Genomic DNA, 16,884 nt, shown 5'->3' with positions numbered 1-16,884 from the left:
GACCTTATACAATTCGCTACATCGGGTATGTGTGCATTCGCACCGCCAAATTGCCCATAATCCAGACAGTCCCAAGGATGATGATCAATAGCACCAGCGTGGAGAAAAGGATCAAATCCAGGTCTTCCCGGCTGCTGCGGCGGCGATCAATATGCAAGAAATAAACCAGTTGCACGACCAGTTGCGCCAACCCCAATAACGCGATTGAAAGGTAAACCCCCTTGGTCTCGATGCCGTATTTATAGGCTATCGCGAACACCGCCCCTGTCAGCAAAAGCGAGCCACCATAGCCAATTATGTAGCGCCGACGCTCGCGCCGGTGCATCTCGCTGCGCTTATCCATAGGTCAGCCCTCCGAAATAAACGATGGTGATAATCCCGATCCAGATCAGGTCGAGAAAGTGCCAAAACAATGCCAACCGCACCACGCGCGACATCAGCAGATCGGTCAAGCCAAACAGGCGCAGCTGAATGCCCAACACGATCAACCACAAGCACCCAGCAGCCACGTGCAACCCATGCAGCGGCACCAGACCGTAGAAGGCCGATAGAAACCCGCTGCGTTGAGGGACACCGCCTTTTTCGGTCATCGCCACGAAGTCGCGGATTTCCAGCACCAGAAAGCTGAGACCCAATACCAGCGTCACGCAGAACCAGAACACGATCCGCCATCTGGGCAGGTTGTATTTCAGCGCCAGCATTGCCAGCCCCACGGTAAGGCTGCTGGTCAAAAGGATTATCGTCTGGGCAAAGATGCTTCTCAGATCGAACAGCTCGTGCGGACCGGGCCCGCCAGCCTGTGCGTCGATCATGGTGATGTAAATGGCGAACATCAGGCCGAAATAGACCAGATCGCTCATCAGAAAGACCCAGAATCCGAAAGTGACAACCTCGGCGGCCTGGTCCGCGCTTGCATGCCGCCGGCCGAGGTTCAGCCCCGGATAGCTGTGCGTCGGTGCGCGCTTCATGTCACTGCCTCCAGGTCAGGGCGGGCAAGGCCGCGATTTTCCGGAGCAATTTCATGATCGCGATCCACCGGTGCAGAGCTGCGCACCAAATCAAGCCAGGCTTCGTGTTGTTTGCGAACCTCCTCGGCGGGGATGACCTCTTCGGTGTCCAGCCGGAAGGTCCACAGGACGAAGGACAGCAACATCAGAGCAGTTACCAGTGCGGCCAGCCACCAGATCCACCAGACCAATGCGAACATCCAGACTCCGCTGAGTACACACAGGATGAACCCGATCCCAGTGTTGCGCGGCATCGAGATATCTTCGTACTCATCAGGTGTCGGATAGGCCTCACCCCGTTCCTTTGCGGCGGCAAAGTTATCCCGATCCGTCACCTGCGGGATGACGGCAAAATTGTAGGGCGGCGGCGGCGACGGGATCGACCATTCCAGCGTGCGCGCATCCCACGGATCGCCGACTGGTACGCGGGTGTTTTCCCGGTCGCGGATACTGACCCACAATTGCATAACCACCGCCAACAGCGCCGACAAGATCACCAGCGCGCCGATGACTGCGATGATCATATAGGGGTGGAAACTGGGGTCTTCCCAACTGAACGACCGGCGCGGCATCCCCATGAGGCCAACGAAATAAAGCGGCAGGAAAGTCAGCATGAACCCAACCGTCCACAATACCACTGTGATGCGCCCCCAACGCTCGTTCAGCCGGAACCCAAAAGCTTTGGGGAACCAGTAATTGTATCCGGCCAGCAGGCCGAACAGTACGCCCGGCAACAGAACATTGTGGAAATGCGCCACAAGGAACAGAGTGTTATGCACCTGATAATCGACCGTCGGGTTGGCAAGGATCACACCCGACAAGCCACCAATCACAAACAACATCAGAAAGGACAGACCGTACAGCATCGGCACCGAAAACCTGATACGGCCACGATACAAAGTCGCCATCCAGTCATAGACCTTCACCCCGGTTGGAATGGCGATCAGCATGGTGGCGATGCCGAACACAGCATTGATCAGAGCGCTTTGGCCCATAGTAAAGAAATGGTGCAGCCAGACGGTAAAGGACAGCACCGCGATGCACATTGTGGCAATCACTAGCGAGTTGTATCCGTAAAGCCGTTTGGCCGAGAATGTGGCGAAAACCTCGGAATAGATACCATAGGCGGGCAGAACCAGCAGATAGACCTCGGGGTGGCCGAACAGCCAGAACAGGTTGGCATAGTTCATCATGTTGCCGCCAAGGTCGTTGGTGAAAAAATGGAAATCCAGATACCGGTCCGCCGCCAGCATCAGTGCGGCCACGCCGAGCGGCGGCATGGCAAAGATGATCAGGATCGAGCTGCTGATGATTGTCCAGCAATACATTGGCAGCCGCATGAACTTCATCCCCGGCGCCCGCAGCTTATAGATCGTGACTGCAAAGTTGATCCCCGTCAGCGTGGTACCGATGCCTGAGACAACAATGGCCCATATCCAGTAATCCGGCCCCACGCCGGGGTTAAAGGCGGCCCCGGTATAAGGCGGATAAGCCGTCCACCCCCCGGTTGAGAAATTGCCAACCACCAGCGACACCATCAACATCATGCCCGCCGAGACGGTCAGGCCCAGACTGATCTGGTTCATTACCGGAAAGGCCACATCCCGCGCACCGATCATCAGCGGGATCAGGTAATTCGCGAGCCCGAAGACAAAGGGCACGGCGACAAAGAACACCATGATCGTGCCATGGGTGCTGAACAACTCGGCAAAGTGTTCGGCCTCAAGGAAACCATCGCCCGGCCCGGCTGCTTGTTGGGCGCGCATGACAACGCCTTCAAGCACGCCGCGCGCCAGCATGACGATGGCAAAGACGATGTACATAATGCCGATTTTCTTGTGATCTGCGCTGGTTAGCCAGTCGCGCCACAAAGGCCCCCACAGGCGGAACCATGTCAGTGATCCGACCACGACAATGACGCCTACGATCACCACGGCCGCCGCCGCGTTGGCCACGATTTCATTTGCGTTAGGGTTTTGGATCAGACCCGTGATCGGGAAGGCATCCCAGTTCAGACGGCCAAAGAATCCTGTTTCGGTCATTGCGCGCCCTCTTGCCCGTATTCAGCGGTTCCCGGTTGTTGATCGCGTGGCAACGGTTGCCCACCGTGATAGCGGTGCAAAATGGACTGGAACAGATCACCGTCTTCCAGCGTAAAATAGAGCGCATTGAGTGGCATCAGTGAGGTCCCCAATGCTGCCTGTACCTCATCCCGATCCGTGCGCATGGCCAGCGTTTTGTACGTGTCTTCGGTCAGAGGGATCCCATGGGTGCGAACACTTTCAACCCAGGCAGTGAAGTCTTCGGGCTGCATCGCCTGAGTCAGAAACTTCTGCTTGGTAAAGCCCCGCCCATTATACTGCGTGTTTTCGCCCTGCATCGTCTCAGGCGTATCGGCGACCAGATGCAGCTGAGTCGTCATCCCCGGCATCGCGTAGATCTGCCCCGCCAGGGCAGGGATCATAAAGGATTGCATCACCGTATCCGTCGTCAGCGTCATCGCCACTTGCTGTTTGACAGGAATGCCGAACTCTCCAACGGTGGCGATACCAAGATCGGGGTAAATGAACAGCCATTTCCAATCGAGGCCAACAACCTGCACGTTCAGCGCGGGTGTTTCACCGAACGGAGCGGCGTAAGGGTCCAGCCGGTGGGTGGCTTTCCACAGGTAAAACGAAAGCAGCGCCACGATCACGACCGGTACGCCCCACATGGCAAATTCCAGCTTGCCCGAGAAATCCCATTTGGGCCGGTACTCTGCCGCGCTACCCTTGCGCCGCTGGTACCGCAAGGCGATCAGCGGCACCAATACTAAAACCGGCAATACGGCGATCATGATCAGAACAGTCGCCCGCAGCAGGTGGGTTTTCTGAACCGCCGCAATAGGGCCTTGCGGGTCCATGAAGCTGTTGCTTGCCCACGCCATCTGTGCCGAGGTCACAACAACCGCGATCACCAATGCCATTGCTGAAGGTTTGAGTAAGGCCACGCCTGATAGTCCTCTTAAGCCTTCGTTTCGGCCAACTATCGGCAGAGTCACAGATTTTCTCAAGGTTTTTTCCAAAACCGTCGATTGTTTCACGCCCTGCCTGAACAACCACAGCATTAGGATCGTGCAAATCGCCTTCGATGATGCGGTTGACTTGGCATCGCAGCCGGGTGAGACATTTTGGTGATGCGTTGGATTATTCTCGCCCTCGGCCTTTGGTGCCTTACGACAAGTGCAAGCGCACAGGATCGCGCGACGGTGGAACGCCAGTTTCAAGCATGGCTGCAGGATACAGTCTGGCCGCGAGCCAAGGCCAAAGGTGTTTCACGCGCAACCATGCAGCGGGCCTTTGATGGGGTAACGCTCAACTGGAAGTTGCCCGATCTGGTGCCGCCGGGCAGTTCTGCTCAGACACCCAAACAGCAAAAACAGGCTGAATTTGGATCACCTGGCCGATACTTCAGTGCCGGTTCCGTTCAGGGTGCAACTGCTACGGGGCGGCAGATGGCGCGGCGTCACGCCAAGACCCTGGCGCGGGTCGAGGCGGAAACCGGGGTTCCCGGACGGATCATCCTGGCCATTTGGGGCCGGGAAAGCGGGTATGGCCAAGTACCCATCCGCCACGATGCCTTTCAGGTGTTGGGGACAAAAGGGTTCATGAGTACCCGGGCCGCGTATTTCACCGACGAGTTGATCGCCGCGCTGCAAATTGCCGAGGCCGGCCACGCCCCAACGGGCACGTTGAAAAGCAGCTGGGCGGGCGCGTTGGGTCAACCGCAATTCATGCCTTCGAACTTCCTGACCTTTGCCGCGGATGGAAATGGCGACGGGCGGTCCGACATCTGGGGCTCGGCCGAAGATACAATCGCCTCCATCGGGCATTTCCTGTCGCAACATGGCTGGGTCACCGGGCGCGACTGGGGGTTCGAGGTCACGGTTCCAACCCAGATAACCTGTGCGTTGGAAGGACCGGATCAGGGGCAACCTATTCAGGACTGGGCTGCCATGGGGATCACCCGCGTATCTGGCAAGCCATTTCCACCACACGAACTGCCGGGTGAGGGGTTTCTGATGATGCCAGCTGGACGCAAGGGACCCGCCTTTATCGTCACGCCGAATTTCTACGTTCTCAAGGATTACAACAAAAGCGATCTCTACGCTCTGTTCGTGGGCCATGTCGGAGACCGCATTCAGTATGGCGTTGGGGACTTCAAAGCCCGCTGGGGCAAGGTTGATACCTTGTACCGGTCAGATATCGCAGCCATGCAACGGGCGTTGGAAAACCAGGGCCATGATGTCGGTGGTGCGGATGGATTGCCGGGGTTCAAGACTCGCCGCTCGATTGGGCGCTGGCAACAAGTGACGGGGCGCAGCCCGACCTGCTTCCCAGAAACCAGCATGAAATCCGCTCTGACGCAGTAGCGATTCGCTGCAAATTTGATGTGAATCGAGCTTCCTTGGCGTCAAGTTTGCGGGGTGACCTTCACGAAAATGTCAAGAAACGATGAAGTTTCATTATTAAATTTCCCAACCTACGTCCATTTCGTTCACGATCCACCTGTAGTTGCTTAAATTGTGGGCACCATCTTTATCCCGATTTGAAATAATGCCACCTTCACCGGCAGTGAAAGGCGACTTTCGCAAACACGTTCCCGACTGCAAACCGAAAGACTGCGACGCGGTGTTCCTTGCGCTCTGAAAAAGCAAAATTCGAACCCGTCCTGGTCTTGTTCAGGGTCGGACAAACAAGGTGGCCTGTACCCATCCTGAAAGGATGCGCGTGCCGGACCCCTAAAAACGGGAGTAGAAAAACATGAACAAGTATATTCGTACATCTCTGGCGGGGTTGTTGACCACGACCATGATCACCGGGGCCGCCTTTGCTGCAGGCACCCATCCTACAACCGGCGAAGCGCTGGCGGATGACCAGACCTTTATCTACCGCCTTGGCGATGAACACAGCTCGGTCGACCCGCAGGTTGTCGAAGATACCTATGGGGCCGAAATCACCCGCGACCTTTTCGAAGGTCTGATGAACCAGGACGAAGACGGCAACCTGGTTCCTGGCGTTGCCACCGGTTACACCACCAACGACACCAAGGATGTTTATACCTTTACACTGCGCGACAACGCCAAGTGGTCGAATGGCGACCCGGTGACCGCAGGTGATTTTGTCTATGCCTGGAAACGCGCTGTCGATCCCGAACTGTCCTCGCCCTATGCCTGGTTCATGGAGCTGATGTCGATCGAGAATGCTGCTGAAATTATTGCCGGGAACAAGCCTATTGACGAGTTGGGCGTCAAAGCCCTCGACGATCACACTCTGGAAGTCACTCTGAGCGCGCCCCTGCCCTATTTCCCGCAGATGACCACGCACTCCACCACCTTCCCGGCCCCGCAGAAAGTGATCGAGGAACATGGTGACGCTTGGACCCGGCCCGAAAACATCGTCTCGAACGGTGCCTATATCTGGACCGAACACCTGCCGCAGGAACGCTCGGTCCGTGAACGTAACGAGATGTATTGGGATAATGAAAACACGATCTTGGACAAAGTCGTGACGCTGGTCATCAACGACGAAAACGTCGCTTTGACCCGCTATCTGGCTGGCGAACTGGACCGCACCGAAGTTCCCGCAGGGCAGTTTCCCCGCATGAGCCAGGAACACCCGGATCAGGCCATCAGCTTCCCGCGCCTGTGTAACTACTATTACACATTCAACCTGACGGAAGACGGTCCCGAAGCGTTCAAGGACCCTAATGTCCGCCAGGCACTGTCACTGGCCGTTGATCGCGAGATCATCACCGAAAAAGTCATGGCTGGTGGCCAGCCGCAGGCTTACACTTTCGCTCCCGAAGCGACCGCTGGATTCACGGTCCCCGAGGTCGAGATGGCCTCGATGACTCAGCCCGAGCGGGATGAACTGGCTAAAGAACTGCTGGCCGGTGCCGGTTACGGCCCCGACAATCCGCTGAGCTTTGAGATGGTCTACAACACCAACGAAGATCACAAGAAAGTCGCCGTGGCGCTGAGCCAGATGTGGAAACAGAAACTGGGCGTGAATGTCGAGCTGGCCAACATGGAATGGAAAGTCTTCCTGGAAGAGCGCGGCAACCAGAACTTCGATCTGGCCCGCGGCGCATGGTGTGGCGACTATAACGAGGCCTCCACCTTCCTGGACCTGCTGCAATCGCAATCGGGCTATAACGACGGCAAGTACAACAACGCCCGCGTTGACGAGCTACTGGCCGAAGCCAAAACCTCGGACGATCCTGCACCTCTGTACACCGAGGTTGAGCGTATCATCGCGCAGGAAACGCCTGTGATCCCGATTTACCACTATGCTGGCGTCTACATGATGGACACCGACGTGGGGAACTGGCCGATCAACAATGTCGAGCAGAACTGGTACTCGAAGAACCTCTACAAACGCGCCGAGTAATCGTCTTTGAACCTCGCCCTGTCCCGGATGCAACCGGGGCAGGGCCAATAAACATGGGGGCATGAAATGCTTGCCTATAGTCTGCGGCGACTGCTGGTCGCCATACCGACGATCCTGTTGCTGATCGTCGCCTGTTTCTTTCTTATGCACTTCGCGCCCGGTGGGCCCTTTACCTCGGAACGGCCTCTGCCACCGGCGGTTCTGGCCAATATCGAGGCCCGCTATGGGCTGGATCAACCGCTGTGGAAACAGTTGTGGGATTACCTCTACAACATCGTCGTGCATTTCGATTTCGGCCCGTCCTTCAAGTTCAAGGATCGTGATGTGAACGACATCATCGCGCAGGGTTTTCCGATCTCGCTGACCTATGGGTCGCTGTCGTTTCTGGTCGCCACAACTGTTGGTGTGGGTCTGGGGATCGCCGCCGCAATCAAGCACAACAGCTGGATCGACTATTTCGCCGTGGGTCTGGGCATTGCTGCGCAGGCGCTGCCGAACTTCATCATGGGCCCGATCCTGATCCTGACTTTCACCCTGTGGCTGGGGCTGCTGCCCGGCGGTGGTTGGAATGGTGGTCAGTGGCAATATCTGATCATGCCGGTCATTGCGCTGGCGACCTCGTACATGGGGTCGATTGCGCGGATCACGCGGTCGTCCATGCTTGAGGTTCTGAACTCGAACTTCATCCGCACCGCGCGCGCCAAGGGCCTGCCGACCAGAACCGTAATCTGGCGTCATGCGTTGAAGCCGACCCTTCTGCCTGTTGTGTCCTATCTTGGGCCGGTCTTTGTCTACGTGCTGACCGGTTCGGTCTTTGTCGACATCTATTTCTCGACCGGTGGACTAGGTCAGGCCTATGTCGGCTCGGCCCTGTCGCGGGACTATGCCGTGCTGTTGGGAGTCACGATCCTTTATGGCGCGCTAACCGTTGTCGTGAACTTGCTGACCGACCTGGCCTATGCCTGGTTCGATCCGAAAATCCGGTACTGAGGGGCTGGCAATGCTTGGAAAATCACAAAAAGCCGCTCAGTTGGCCGGAGACGTAACTGACTACACGGTTATTCAGGGACGTTCGCTGTGGCAAGACGCACGGATGCGTTTTGTTCGAAACAAAGCCGCAATGGCCAGCGTCTTCATTCTGACCATGATCGTCCTGTTCACAATCTTTGGCCCATATTTCGCCGTCTGGAGCAACGAGGAAATCGACTGGAACGTTATGGGGGACGTGGCTGGCATGGGCATGCCCTCAATCGAAACCGGGCACTATTTCGGCGTCGACGATCTGGGACGCGACCTTTACAGCCGCGTCATTCAGGCCACTACAACATCGCTGCTGGTCGGGCTTATCGGGGCGGCAACCGCACTGATTGTCGGAACCTGCTACGGTATCGCCGCCGGATATATCGGCGGGCGCACCGACGGTGTCATGATGCGGTTTGTCGACATCCTGCTGGCGATCCCGGCCACATTGATCGTCATCTTGCTGCTGGTCGTGGCGGGGCGGTCGTTCTTCATGTTGTTCATCGCACTTGGCGCGGTGGGCTGGCTAACCATGGCGCGGATCGTTCGGGGGCAAACCCTGACCCTGAAAAACCGCGAGTTCATTGAAGCCGCCCGTGCAGCTGGTGTCAGCGAGTTCACCATCATGTATCGCCATATCCTGCCAAACCTTTTGGGTGTGGTAATCGTCTATGCCTCGTTGTTGGTGCCGGAAATGATCCTGATGGAAAGCTTCATCTCGTTTCTTGGATTGGGCATTTCGGAACCCTACACGTCCTTAGGCCGTTTGATTGCCGAAGGCGCAGGAACGATGGCTTACGGGACGCTGTGGCAGTTGATGTACCCGCTGACAATCTATGTCGCCATCATCATCTCGATGTTTTTCATCGGCGATGGTTTGCGTGACGCTCTGGACCCGAAGGATCGCTGATATGAGCCTGTTCTCTGTTAAGGACCTGAGCGTCCAGTTCAATACGCCCGATGGTGTGGTCGAGGCCGTCAAAGGCATCAGTTTCGACATCAATCCGGGCGAATGCCTTGGCATCGTGGGTGAAAGCGGGTCAGGCAAAAGCCAGACCTTCATGGCCGCGATGGGATTGTTGCCGCCTGCCGGGCGGGCCATGGGGTCCGCTACTCTAAACGGCAAGGAAATCCTGAACCTGCCTATCAACAAGCTGAACAAGATCCGTGGCGATGATGTCGGCATGATCTTTCAGGACCCACTGACCGCGCTGACACCGCATCTGCGGATCGGTCAGCAAATGCGAGAGGTTCTGCAGGTACATGAAGGGCTGCAAGGGTCCGCCGCTCGGGCTCGCTGTCTGGAATGGCTGGATCGCGTCCGCATCCCCGAGGCAAAACGGCGGCTGGATCAATACCCGCACGAATTGTCGGGCGGTATGCGTCAGCGCGTGATGATTGCAATGTCGATGCTGTGCAATCCCAAGCTGCTGATCGCGGATGAACCGACCACGGCGCTGGACGTCACTGTGCAGGCCGACATTCTCGACCTGATGGTGCGCCTGCAAAAGGACGAAGGCACGGCGATTGCCCTGATCACCCATGACATGGGCGTTGTTGCGCGGATGTGCGATCGCATTCAGGTCATGCGTCTGGGTCAGTTTGTCGAGGCCGGAGACACGCGCGAAATCTTCCGCGCACCGCAGCACGAATACACCCGTACTCTGCTAGAGGCGATGCCGCGGATCGATGCTGGCGATGCGCCGAAGGCTTTGGACAAGGTCGAAGACCCGCTATTGAAAGTTGATGACGTCAAGGTCCATTTCCCGATCCACGTGCCGGGTGGCATATTTGGACGCAAGGTGCCATTGAAGGCGGTCGATGGCGTCAGTTTTGACATCCGCAAAGGTGAAACACTGGGTGTTGTAGGCGAATCTGGCTGTGGAAAATCCACTCTAGCAAGGGCGGTTCTTCAACTGATCGAGCCCAGCGGTGGCAATGTCAGCTGGCTGGGCCATCCCATTGTCGGGTTAAAACGGGCCGAGCTGAACAAATACCGCAAAGACTTGCAGATCGTGTTTCAGGACCCGCTGGCCAGCCTCGACCCGCGGATGACGATCTCGGCCTCAATCGCGGAACCGCTCAAGACCTATCGTCCCGATCTGACGGATCGGGAACGAAAGGAAATGGTCGCCGACATGATGGAACGGGTTGGTCTGAAGGCCAACATGATCAACCGTTATCCGCATGAGCTGTCCGGCGGGCAAAACCAGCGGGTCGGCATTGCACGGGCGATGATCAATAAACCCAAGTTGATCATCTGTGATGAGGCGGTTTCGGCGCTGGATGTGTCCATTCAAGCGCAAATCGTGGAATTGTTGCGCGAACTGCAACAAGAGTTCGGCCTGTCGATGATCTTCATCAGCCACGACCTGTCTGTGGTACGTGCGGTCTCGAACCGGATCATGGTTCTGTATCTTGGCCGAATAGTCGAGCTGGGGGATGGAGAGGTGATCTGTTCTGATCCAATCCACCCTTACACAAAATCCCTGATCTCGGCGGTGCCGATCCCGGACCCGGATGTGGAACGCAGCCGACAGCGGTTGAAGCTGCCTGGTGAACTGCCCTCACCCATGGATCCCAAAGCCGCATTGCGGTTTCTTCCCAGCCGGTTGGCCGCAGGTCAGACCGATTATGTGCCGCAGCTGAGCGAGGTGACGCCGGATCATTTCGTGGCCGAACACGACCCGCTGGAAATCATCATGAACGGGGCCTGACCCTGCTGCCCCGAAGCCGTTCACCCGGCTTCGGGGTTTGAATTGGACCCAGTGATTACGGCAACTGTCGGCAAGGCGAATCTATGGCAGGCAGATATCCGTTTCTGCTGCAGATAAGGGCAGAAATCCGCAATGTCGCGCAGGGTATATCCCGATCGTTTTGACTTCTACCGCACCGGGTGGCACCATCCTTTGCAAATGATACGTTGATTGTTACAGAGCGTTGATTGTTCGGACCACAGCGCCTAAGAGACCCGCGTAGTACGCTAACAGTCAGACATTGTTTTAGTAACTTGAGAGGTCAAATGACACGTAAGGTCACAAAGGCGATCTTCCCCGTCGCAGGGCTTGGTACGCGGTTCCTGCCCGCGACAAAGTCGGTCCCGAAAGAGATCATGACGTTGGTCGACCGCCCGTTGGTACAATACGCCATCGACGAAGCGCGTGCCGCCGGCATCACTGAATTCATTTTCGTGACCTCTCGCGGCAAATCTGCACTAGAAGACTATTTCGACCACAACTTGGTGCTTGAGCAGGAGCTGAAAGCCAAAGGCAAGGAAGACCTGCTGGAAACGCTGAACGCCACCAATATGGAAAGTGGCGCGATTGCCTATATCCGTCAGCACAAAGCGTTGGGTCTGGGTCACGCGGTCTGGTGCGCCCGTCGCCTGATCGGCGACGAGCCTTTCGCGGTAATGTTGCCCGACGACGTGATTGCTGCCGACAAGCCTTGCCTGCAGCAAATGATCGAAGCCTATGAAGAAACCGGTGGCAACATGGTGGCAGCCATGGAGGTTCCCGAAGACAAGACCAGCGCTTACGGTGTGTTGGACGTAGGTGAAAATATCGGAACGGTCGTACGCGCCCGCGGCATGGTCGAAAAACCCAAGCCCGAGGATGCGCCCTCGAATCTGGCCGTTATCGGCCGCTATGTGTTGGGGCCGTCGGTTTTGTACAATCTGAACCAACTGAAAAGAGGCAGCGGTGGTGAGATTCAACTGACCGACGCGATCGCCGAAGATATTGGCAATGGCGTGCCGGTCTTTGGGTACAAATTCAACGGACAGCGGTTCGACTGCGGCTCAAAATCAGGGTTCCTGCAGGCCACGGTAGCCTTTGCGCTGGCCCGCCAGGACTTGCGCGAGGATCTGAGCCAGTATCTGCGTGACGTTGTGGCGACGGATCAGGCTGCTCAGTAACAACATCTGACGACACATCGACCGGGGTTTTCTTCGGCACGGCATTTCCACAAGCCGGGGCGCTTAGCGCCTCGGCTTTTTTGATGCTTCTGAAAAGTAAGCAATTGGTTTTTCGGGCGTCCGGCACGGTCAGACGGAATTCATCCATCAAAAGGCAATGTGGCGCGCAATGCAATTGTCGGACCGACAGCCACAGGAGGACGCCCGTGCCACAAAATTCACCCCGATTGAGCCTTCCATTTCTGCAACCCTCACAGGCCCAGAAACACGTCACCCATAACGAGGCGCTGCGACAGCTGGATGTTGTTACCCAGCTGAGCCTGACCTCGACAAACGCGTCGACTCCACCTGCCGTTCCAGACCAGGGCGAGGTTCACGCATTGGGCAACGCACCAACAGGGGATTGGACGGGTCAGGCCGGAATGTTGGCTACTTGGCAGGACAACGCCTGGTATTTCGCCGCGCCCGGCACAGGCTGGCGTGCATGGGATGAAAGCACCGGTCAAATGAAAGTCTGGGACGGTGGGGCCTGGATCGACCCCCCGGTGGCGACGCACAATTTGGACGGAGTGGGTATCGCCACAAGCTATGACAGCACGAACCGCCTGTCGGTAAGATCTCCGGCCACATTGCTCAGCCACGAAGGCGGTGGGCACCAGCTGAAAATCAACAAGGCCGGTGCAGGCGACACCGCGTCCTTACTGTTTCAGTCCAATTGGACCGGCCATGCCGAGATGGGTTTGTCGGGCACTACAGGCTTTTCCATCAAAGTCTCTCCCGATGGCAGCAACTGGACTGACGCACTAAGCTTTGACCCCACGACCGGCATTGCAGATGGCGCGGCAATTCAGGCCAGCCCTGATGACATCACACCCGGGCGCCTGATGCGGGCTGACTACGGTTATGGCCCTGGCAACCTGTTAGGGTCCGTTTCCGAAAATGGCGGTGTACCAGACGGAGCGGTGATCGAGCGGGGCTCAACCCCCAATGGCGACTACGTGCGTTTTGCGGATGGAACGCAGATTTGCACCGTCACCCTGCCCGCAACGGGCTGTATACATGCTGATGGCGCGCTTTTCGCAAGCGGCGCGGCGGTTTGGTATTTCCCGATTACTTTTGCAACCGGTTCAGCCATTTCGGTCAGTGGCAGCGGAGGGGCCAGCAATCGGTTCATCGGCTTTGAAGCCCTGACCGAAACGCAGGTAGGTTTCAAGATTTTGGCCACCAACAGCGATGTGACGGCGCTGACACCAACGGCCATTGCCATTGGCCGCTGGTTCTGACGGAACGAACTGCCCGGGTCCCGACTTGGGCAGTTACTTAGCCCTCAAATCCGCCGCTGCCTGATCCAAGAACCAGGCATAGGTTTCGCGAATGCCGTCTTCCAGCCCAACGCGCGCGCGCCAGCCCATGTCGGCCAGACGGGACACATCCATCAGCTTGCGCATGGTGCCGTCCGGTTTGCTTACATCCTGAGTTATCCGCCCAGTGTAGCCGGTTGTTTTGGCCACCAACGCCGCCAGTTCCGCGATCGAAATATCCTCGCCACAGCCCACGTTGATGTGGCTCAACATCGGTTGGGTGTTCGCCTCATAGACATCGCGCGGCAGGTCGAGCACGAACAGCGATGCCTCGGCCATATCGTCCACATGCAGAAATTCGCGGCGGGGTTTGCCGGTACCCCAGATCACAACTTCGTCCAAACCATCGCGCTGCGCCTCGTGGAACCGGCGGATCAGGGCGGGCAGGACATGGCTGTTTTCGGGGTGGAAATTGTCACCCGGCCCATACAGATTCGTCGGCATGACCGAGCGGTAATCGACCCCGTGTTGCCGATTATAGCTTTCGCACAATTTGATCCCGGCGATCTTGGCAACGGCGTAAGGCTCGTTTGTGGGCTCCAGCACGCCTGTCAGCAACGCATCCTCGCGCATCGGCTGTGGCACGGCACGCGGGTAGATGCACGAACTGCCCAATTGCAGAAGATGTTTCACCCCAGCGGCAAAGGCCTGATGGATCACATTACATTCGATCATCAGGTTGTCGTAAATGAAATCCGCCGGATAGGTATTGTTGGCGTGGATGCCCCCCACCTTGGCAGCAGCAAGGATCACGACATCCGGGCGTTCAGCCTGCATAAAGTCGCGCACGGCGGCCTGATCGGTCAGATCTACTTCGGAATGTGTACGCGTGATCAACTCAAGCGCTTCGCCGGCTGCCTGACGATCCTGCAAACGCCGCAGAATAGCGCCACCTACCATGCCGCGGTGACCTGCTACGTAAATCTTGCGCATGTCGTGTTCCTCAGCCGTTTTCCAGACTTACCGGCAGTTCGTAACCATGCTCTTTCAACAGCGCATGGCGTTTCGCGGTTTTCAGGTCTTCGACAACCATTTCGGCGCACATTTCCTGCACGGTCAGTTCGGGCTCCCAGCCCAGCTTGGTTTTCGCATTCGAGGGATCGCCCAGCAGTGTTTCCACCTCGGCCGGGCGGAAATATTGCGGGTCGATGCGCATGATCACGTCGCCAGGTTTCAAGGCCGGCGCGTTTTCCCCTTCAATCGACGTGACGGTTGCGATTTCATCCACGCCGTCGCCCGAGAATTCCAACGTGATACCCAACTCGGCAGCGGACCATTCGATGAATTGGCGGACCGAATATTGCACGCCGGTAGCAATTACGAAATCTTCGGGATTGTCCTGCTGTAGCATCAACCACTGCATCCGCACGTAGTCTTTCGCGTGGCCCCAATCCCGCAGGCTGTCGATATTGCCCATGTACAGGCAATCTTCGAGACCTTGCGCGATATTGGCCAGACCGCGGGTGATCTTGCGGGTCACAAAGGTTTCGCCGCGGCGCGGGCTTTCGTGGTTAAACAAGATGCCGTTGCAGGCATACATACCATAGGCTTCGCGATAGTTGACGGTGATCCAATAAGAATACAGCTTGGCCACTGCGTATGGCGAACGGGGGTGGAACGGGGTCGTCTCACGTTGCGGCGTTTCCTGGACCAGACCATACAGCTCGGACGTGGACGCCTGATAGAACCGCGTTTTTTTCTCCAGCCCCAGAAAACGGATCGCTTCCAGCAGGCGCAGGGTTCCGATGGCGTCTACATCTGCCGTGTATTCCGGAGATTCAAAACTGACCGCCACATGCGACTGCGCACCCAGGTTGTAAACTTCGTCCGGCTGCACCTCTTGAATGATTCTCGTCAGGTTCGACGTGTCGCTCAGATCGCCGTAATGCAGGTGCAATTTGGGGTTGGGGTCATGAGGATCTTGATAAATGTGGTCGATCCGCTGCGTGTTAAAGGACGACGCCCGGCGCTTAATCCCATGAACTTCATACCCTTTTTCCAGCAGGAATTCGGCCAGATAGGACCCATCCTGCCCGGTAATACCTGTAATCAACGCCTTTTTCGTCATCTTATTTTCCCACGAAATACTGTGTGCATCTTTTCCACCTCAGAAACAGCAAGAACTCGCGGAATGCAACCCAACGCATTAAATCACTGAAAATACTGGCGGCTATTAACCGCCAGCCTGCGTATACATCACTATTTAACGTCAGGACGTCCCGTAGAGCGGCACATTGCTTTTAGCACCATCCGCCAGCGCTTTGCTCTGATCCCGGCGTACTTGTTCGTACAGAGCCAGCGATTGTTCAGAGAAGGCCGCGCTCGGGGGGGCGACATGAACAAAGTTTGACCGTTCGTCCTGACCGCGCACCAACATGGCATAGTCACGATCCGCAACCAGTTGCCGGGCGTTGGGGTTGAGATAGCGGATCGCCAGACCAATTCTGCGATCACCGGATCGGTTCGGACCCGAGCCATGAATAGTCAGCCCGTGATGCAGCGACATTTGCCCAGGGGCAAGTTCGATATGGGTTTTGTCTTCGTCTGCGACATCAACGGCGACTTCCTGCCCGCGCGACAACAGGTTGGTGTCGGAATAGGTGTCGTTATGCGGCAGGATCGGGTTTTTATGACTGCCCTGTACGAAATCCATACAACCGCTTTCGACCGTGGCCGGGGACAGCGCGATCCAGGCGGTCACTTGATCCGGTGTCTCACCCATGCCCCAATAGGTCAGATCCTGATGCATGCCCACCGTGTGTTCGGTATGGGCCTCTTTGACGAAAAACTCGGCGGACCAGACCATGATATCCGGCCCCAATACGCCTTCGACCACATCCAATACCCGCGGGTCCTGTGCCACCCTCGCGGCCAAAGGTATGACCAGATGTGCGTTTACACGCTTGTAGGTGTTCAATGGCAAAGGCAGATCTGCAGATAGCCAGTCGGTCTCGAGTTGTTCGAATTCCGCGCGGATTTCGGCGATCTCATCGGGAGAAAAAACCGTCAGAGGGAACAGAAATCCGTCTTCCCAATATTTCTCGGACTGGTTCACCGTCAGGGCGTGGGGTGAGTTAGCTGATTGCGGCATGAGGCACCTCTTGAATGATGATTCACGCAGGATAGGCCGGAACGCCACAAGGTCAGCG

At 57.0% G+C, this 16,884-nt stretch carries 15 protein-coding genes; 8 read left to right on the top strand and 7 right to left on the bottom strand.

Annotated features, from left to right (window positions below; all coding sequences use genetic code 11):
* Positions 1-16 precede the first annotated feature (16 nt).
* Genes ACR0AJ_RS08880 through ACR0AJ_RS08865 form a run of 4 tightly spaced genes read right to left on the bottom strand, consistent with a single transcriptional unit; the run spans position 17 to position 3,909 of the window.
* A complete protein-coding gene (locus ACR0AJ_RS08880) occupies positions 17-343 on the bottom strand; it encodes a cytochrome o ubiquinol oxidase subunit IV (RefSeq protein ID WP_170349989.1) in 327 nt (108 codons plus the stop codon).
* On the bottom strand, positions 336-968 hold the full coding sequence (locus tag ACR0AJ_RS08875) for a cytochrome c oxidase subunit 3 (protein WP_170349988.1): 633 nt from the start codon (positions 966-968) through the stop codon (positions 336-338). Before ACR0AJ_RS08875 ends, ACR0AJ_RS08880 begins: the two co-directional genes overlap by 8 nt.
* Positions 965-3,049 (bottom strand): cbb3-type cytochrome c oxidase subunit I, encoded by a 2,085-nt coding sequence (locus ACR0AJ_RS08870; RefSeq protein ID WP_480662663.1) that lies wholly within the window; start codon positions 3,047-3,049, stop codon positions 965-967. Before ACR0AJ_RS08870 ends, ACR0AJ_RS08875 begins: the two co-directional genes overlap by 4 nt.
* The gene (locus tag ACR0AJ_RS08865) at positions 3,046-3,909 is read right to left on the bottom strand and encodes a cytochrome ubiquinol oxidase subunit II family protein (protein WP_480740637.1); all 864 of its coding nucleotides are present in this window, start codon (positions 3,907-3,909) and stop codon (positions 3,046-3,048) included. The genes ACR0AJ_RS08870 and ACR0AJ_RS08865 overlap by 4 nt, the downstream gene beginning before the upstream one ends.
* On the opposite strand from ACR0AJ_RS08865, the gene ACR0AJ_RS08860 reads away from it, so the two are divergent.
* From ACR0AJ_RS08860 to ACR0AJ_RS08825, 8 genes are all read left to right on the top strand, one after another.
* A complete protein-coding gene (locus ACR0AJ_RS08860; protein ID WP_480639259.1) occupies positions 3,908-4,183 on the top strand; it encodes a hypothetical protein in 276 nt (91 codons plus the stop codon). The genes ACR0AJ_RS08865 and ACR0AJ_RS08860 overlap by 2 nt on opposite strands.
* Positions 4,183-5,418 (top strand): lytic murein transglycosylase, encoded by a 1,236-nt coding sequence (locus tag ACR0AJ_RS08855; RefSeq protein ID WP_480740636.1) that lies wholly within the window; start codon positions 4,183-4,185, stop codon positions 5,416-5,418. The genes ACR0AJ_RS08860 and ACR0AJ_RS08855 overlap by 1 nt, the downstream gene beginning before the upstream one ends.
* A gap of 391 nt (positions 5,419-5,809) precedes the next feature.
* Positions 5,810-7,438 carry a peptide ABC transporter substrate-binding protein gene (locus ACR0AJ_RS08850; protein WP_170349985.1) on the top strand — a complete coding sequence of 543 codons (1,629 nt, stop codon included), beginning with the start codon at positions 5,810-5,812 and terminating at the stop codon, positions 7,436-7,438.
* Positions 7,439-7,504: 66 nt separating this feature from the next.
* Positions 7,505-8,428: an oligopeptide ABC transporter permease OppB gene (gene oppB, locus ACR0AJ_RS08845; RefSeq protein WP_170349984.1), complete on the top strand. Its 924-nt coding sequence runs from the start codon at positions 7,505-7,507 to the stop codon at positions 8,426-8,428.
* A gap of 10 nt (positions 8,429-8,438) precedes the next feature.
* Complete coding sequence (locus ACR0AJ_RS08840; protein ID WP_170349983.1) at positions 8,439-9,368, top strand: ABC transporter permease subunit; 930 nt, start codon at positions 8,439-8,441, stop codon at positions 9,366-9,368.
* A gap of 1 nt (position 9,369) precedes the next feature.
* Positions 9,370-11,175, top strand: coding sequence for an ABC transporter ATP-binding protein (locus tag ACR0AJ_RS08835; RefSeq protein WP_170349982.1), 1,806 nt, complete (start codon positions 9,370-9,372; stop codon positions 11,173-11,175).
* A 305-nt stretch (positions 11,176-11,480) separates the two neighbouring features.
* The gene (gene galU, locus ACR0AJ_RS08830; protein ID WP_170349981.1) at positions 11,481-12,374 is read left to right on the top strand and encodes a UTP--glucose-1-phosphate uridylyltransferase GalU; all 894 of its coding nucleotides are present in this window, start codon (positions 11,481-11,483) and stop codon (positions 12,372-12,374) included.
* Positions 12,375-12,580: 206 nt separating this feature from the next.
* Positions 12,581-13,657, top strand: coding sequence for a DUF2793 domain-containing protein (locus ACR0AJ_RS08825; protein ID WP_170376955.1), 1,077 nt, complete (start codon positions 12,581-12,583; stop codon positions 13,655-13,657).
* A 33-nt stretch (positions 13,658-13,690) separates the two neighbouring features.
* Here ACR0AJ_RS08825 and fcl read toward each other — a convergent pair whose 3' ends face one another.
* The 3 genes from fcl to ACR0AJ_RS08810 all read right to left on the bottom strand — a co-directional run bounded on the left by fcl (position 13,691) and on the right by ACR0AJ_RS08810 (position 16,826).
* Positions 13,691-14,668 carry a GDP-L-fucose synthase gene (gene fcl, locus ACR0AJ_RS08820; RefSeq protein ID WP_170376957.1) on the bottom strand — a complete coding sequence of 326 codons (978 nt, stop codon included), beginning with the start codon at positions 14,666-14,668 and terminating at the stop codon, positions 13,691-13,693.
* A gap of 10 nt (positions 14,669-14,678) precedes the next feature.
* The gene (gmd, locus tag ACR0AJ_RS08815) at positions 14,679-15,803 is read right to left on the bottom strand and encodes a GDP-mannose 4,6-dehydratase (protein WP_170349978.1); all 1,125 of its coding nucleotides are present in this window, start codon (positions 15,801-15,803) and stop codon (positions 14,679-14,681) included.
* Between the two features lie 141 nt (positions 15,804-15,944).
* Positions 15,945-16,826, bottom strand: coding sequence for a phytanoyl-CoA dioxygenase family protein (locus ACR0AJ_RS08810; RefSeq protein WP_170349977.1), 882 nt, complete (start codon positions 16,824-16,826; stop codon positions 15,945-15,947).
* Between the last annotated feature and the right edge of the window lie 58 nt (positions 16,827-16,884).

It is taken from the genome of Ruegeria sp. CJ9 (genome assembly GCF_056536625.1).
Note: the sequence above shows the minus strand (reverse complement) of the source record. Positions and strands in the feature narration are given on the sequence as shown.

Bases quoted from the DNA above. Each gene is read 5' to 3' on its own strand.
- ACR0AJ_RS08880 (WP_170349989.1), bottom strand. From the start codon at position 343: ATGGATAAGCGCAGCGAGATGCACCGGCGCGAGCGTCGGCGCTACATA.
- ACR0AJ_RS08875 (WP_170349988.1), bottom strand. From the start codon at position 968: ATGAAGCGCGCACCGACGCACAGCTATCCGGGGCTGAACCTCGGCCGG.
- ACR0AJ_RS08870 (WP_480662663.1), bottom strand. From the start codon at position 3,049: ATGACCGAAACAGGATTCTTTGGCCGTCTGAACTGGGATGCCTTCCCG.
- ACR0AJ_RS08860 (WP_480639259.1), top strand. From the start codon at position 3,908: ATGAAGCTGTTGCTTGCCCACGCCATCTGTGCCGAGGTCACAACAACC.
- ACR0AJ_RS08865 (WP_480740637.1), bottom strand. From the start codon at position 3,909: ATGGACCCGCAAGGCCCTATTGCGGCGGTTCAGAAAACCCACCTGCTG.
- ACR0AJ_RS08855 (WP_480740636.1), top strand. From the start codon at position 4,183: ATGCGTTGGATTATTCTCGCCCTCGGCCTTTGGTGCCTTACGACAAGT.
- ACR0AJ_RS08850 (WP_170349985.1), top strand. From the start codon at position 5,810: ATGAACAAGTATATTCGTACATCTCTGGCGGGGTTGTTGACCACGACC.
- oppB (WP_170349984.1), top strand. From the start codon at position 7,505: ATGCTTGCCTATAGTCTGCGGCGACTGCTGGTCGCCATACCGACGATC.
- ACR0AJ_RS08840 (WP_170349983.1), top strand. From the start codon at position 8,439: ATGCTTGGAAAATCACAAAAAGCCGCTCAGTTGGCCGGAGACGTAACT.
- ACR0AJ_RS08835 (WP_170349982.1), top strand. From the start codon at position 9,370: ATGAGCCTGTTCTCTGTTAAGGACCTGAGCGTCCAGTTCAATACGCCC.
- galU (WP_170349981.1), top strand. From the start codon at position 11,481: ATGACACGTAAGGTCACAAAGGCGATCTTCCCCGTCGCAGGGCTTGGT.
- fcl (WP_170376957.1), bottom strand. From the start codon at position 14,668: ATGCGCAAGATTTACGTAGCAGGTCACCGCGGCATGGTAGGTGGCGCT.
- gmd (WP_170349978.1), bottom strand. From the start codon at position 15,803: ATGACGAAAAAGGCGTTGATTACAGGTATTACCGGGCAGGATGGGTCC.
- ACR0AJ_RS08810 (WP_170349977.1), bottom strand. From the start codon at position 16,826: ATGCCGCAATCAGCTAACTCACCCCACGCCCTGACGGTGAACCAGTCC.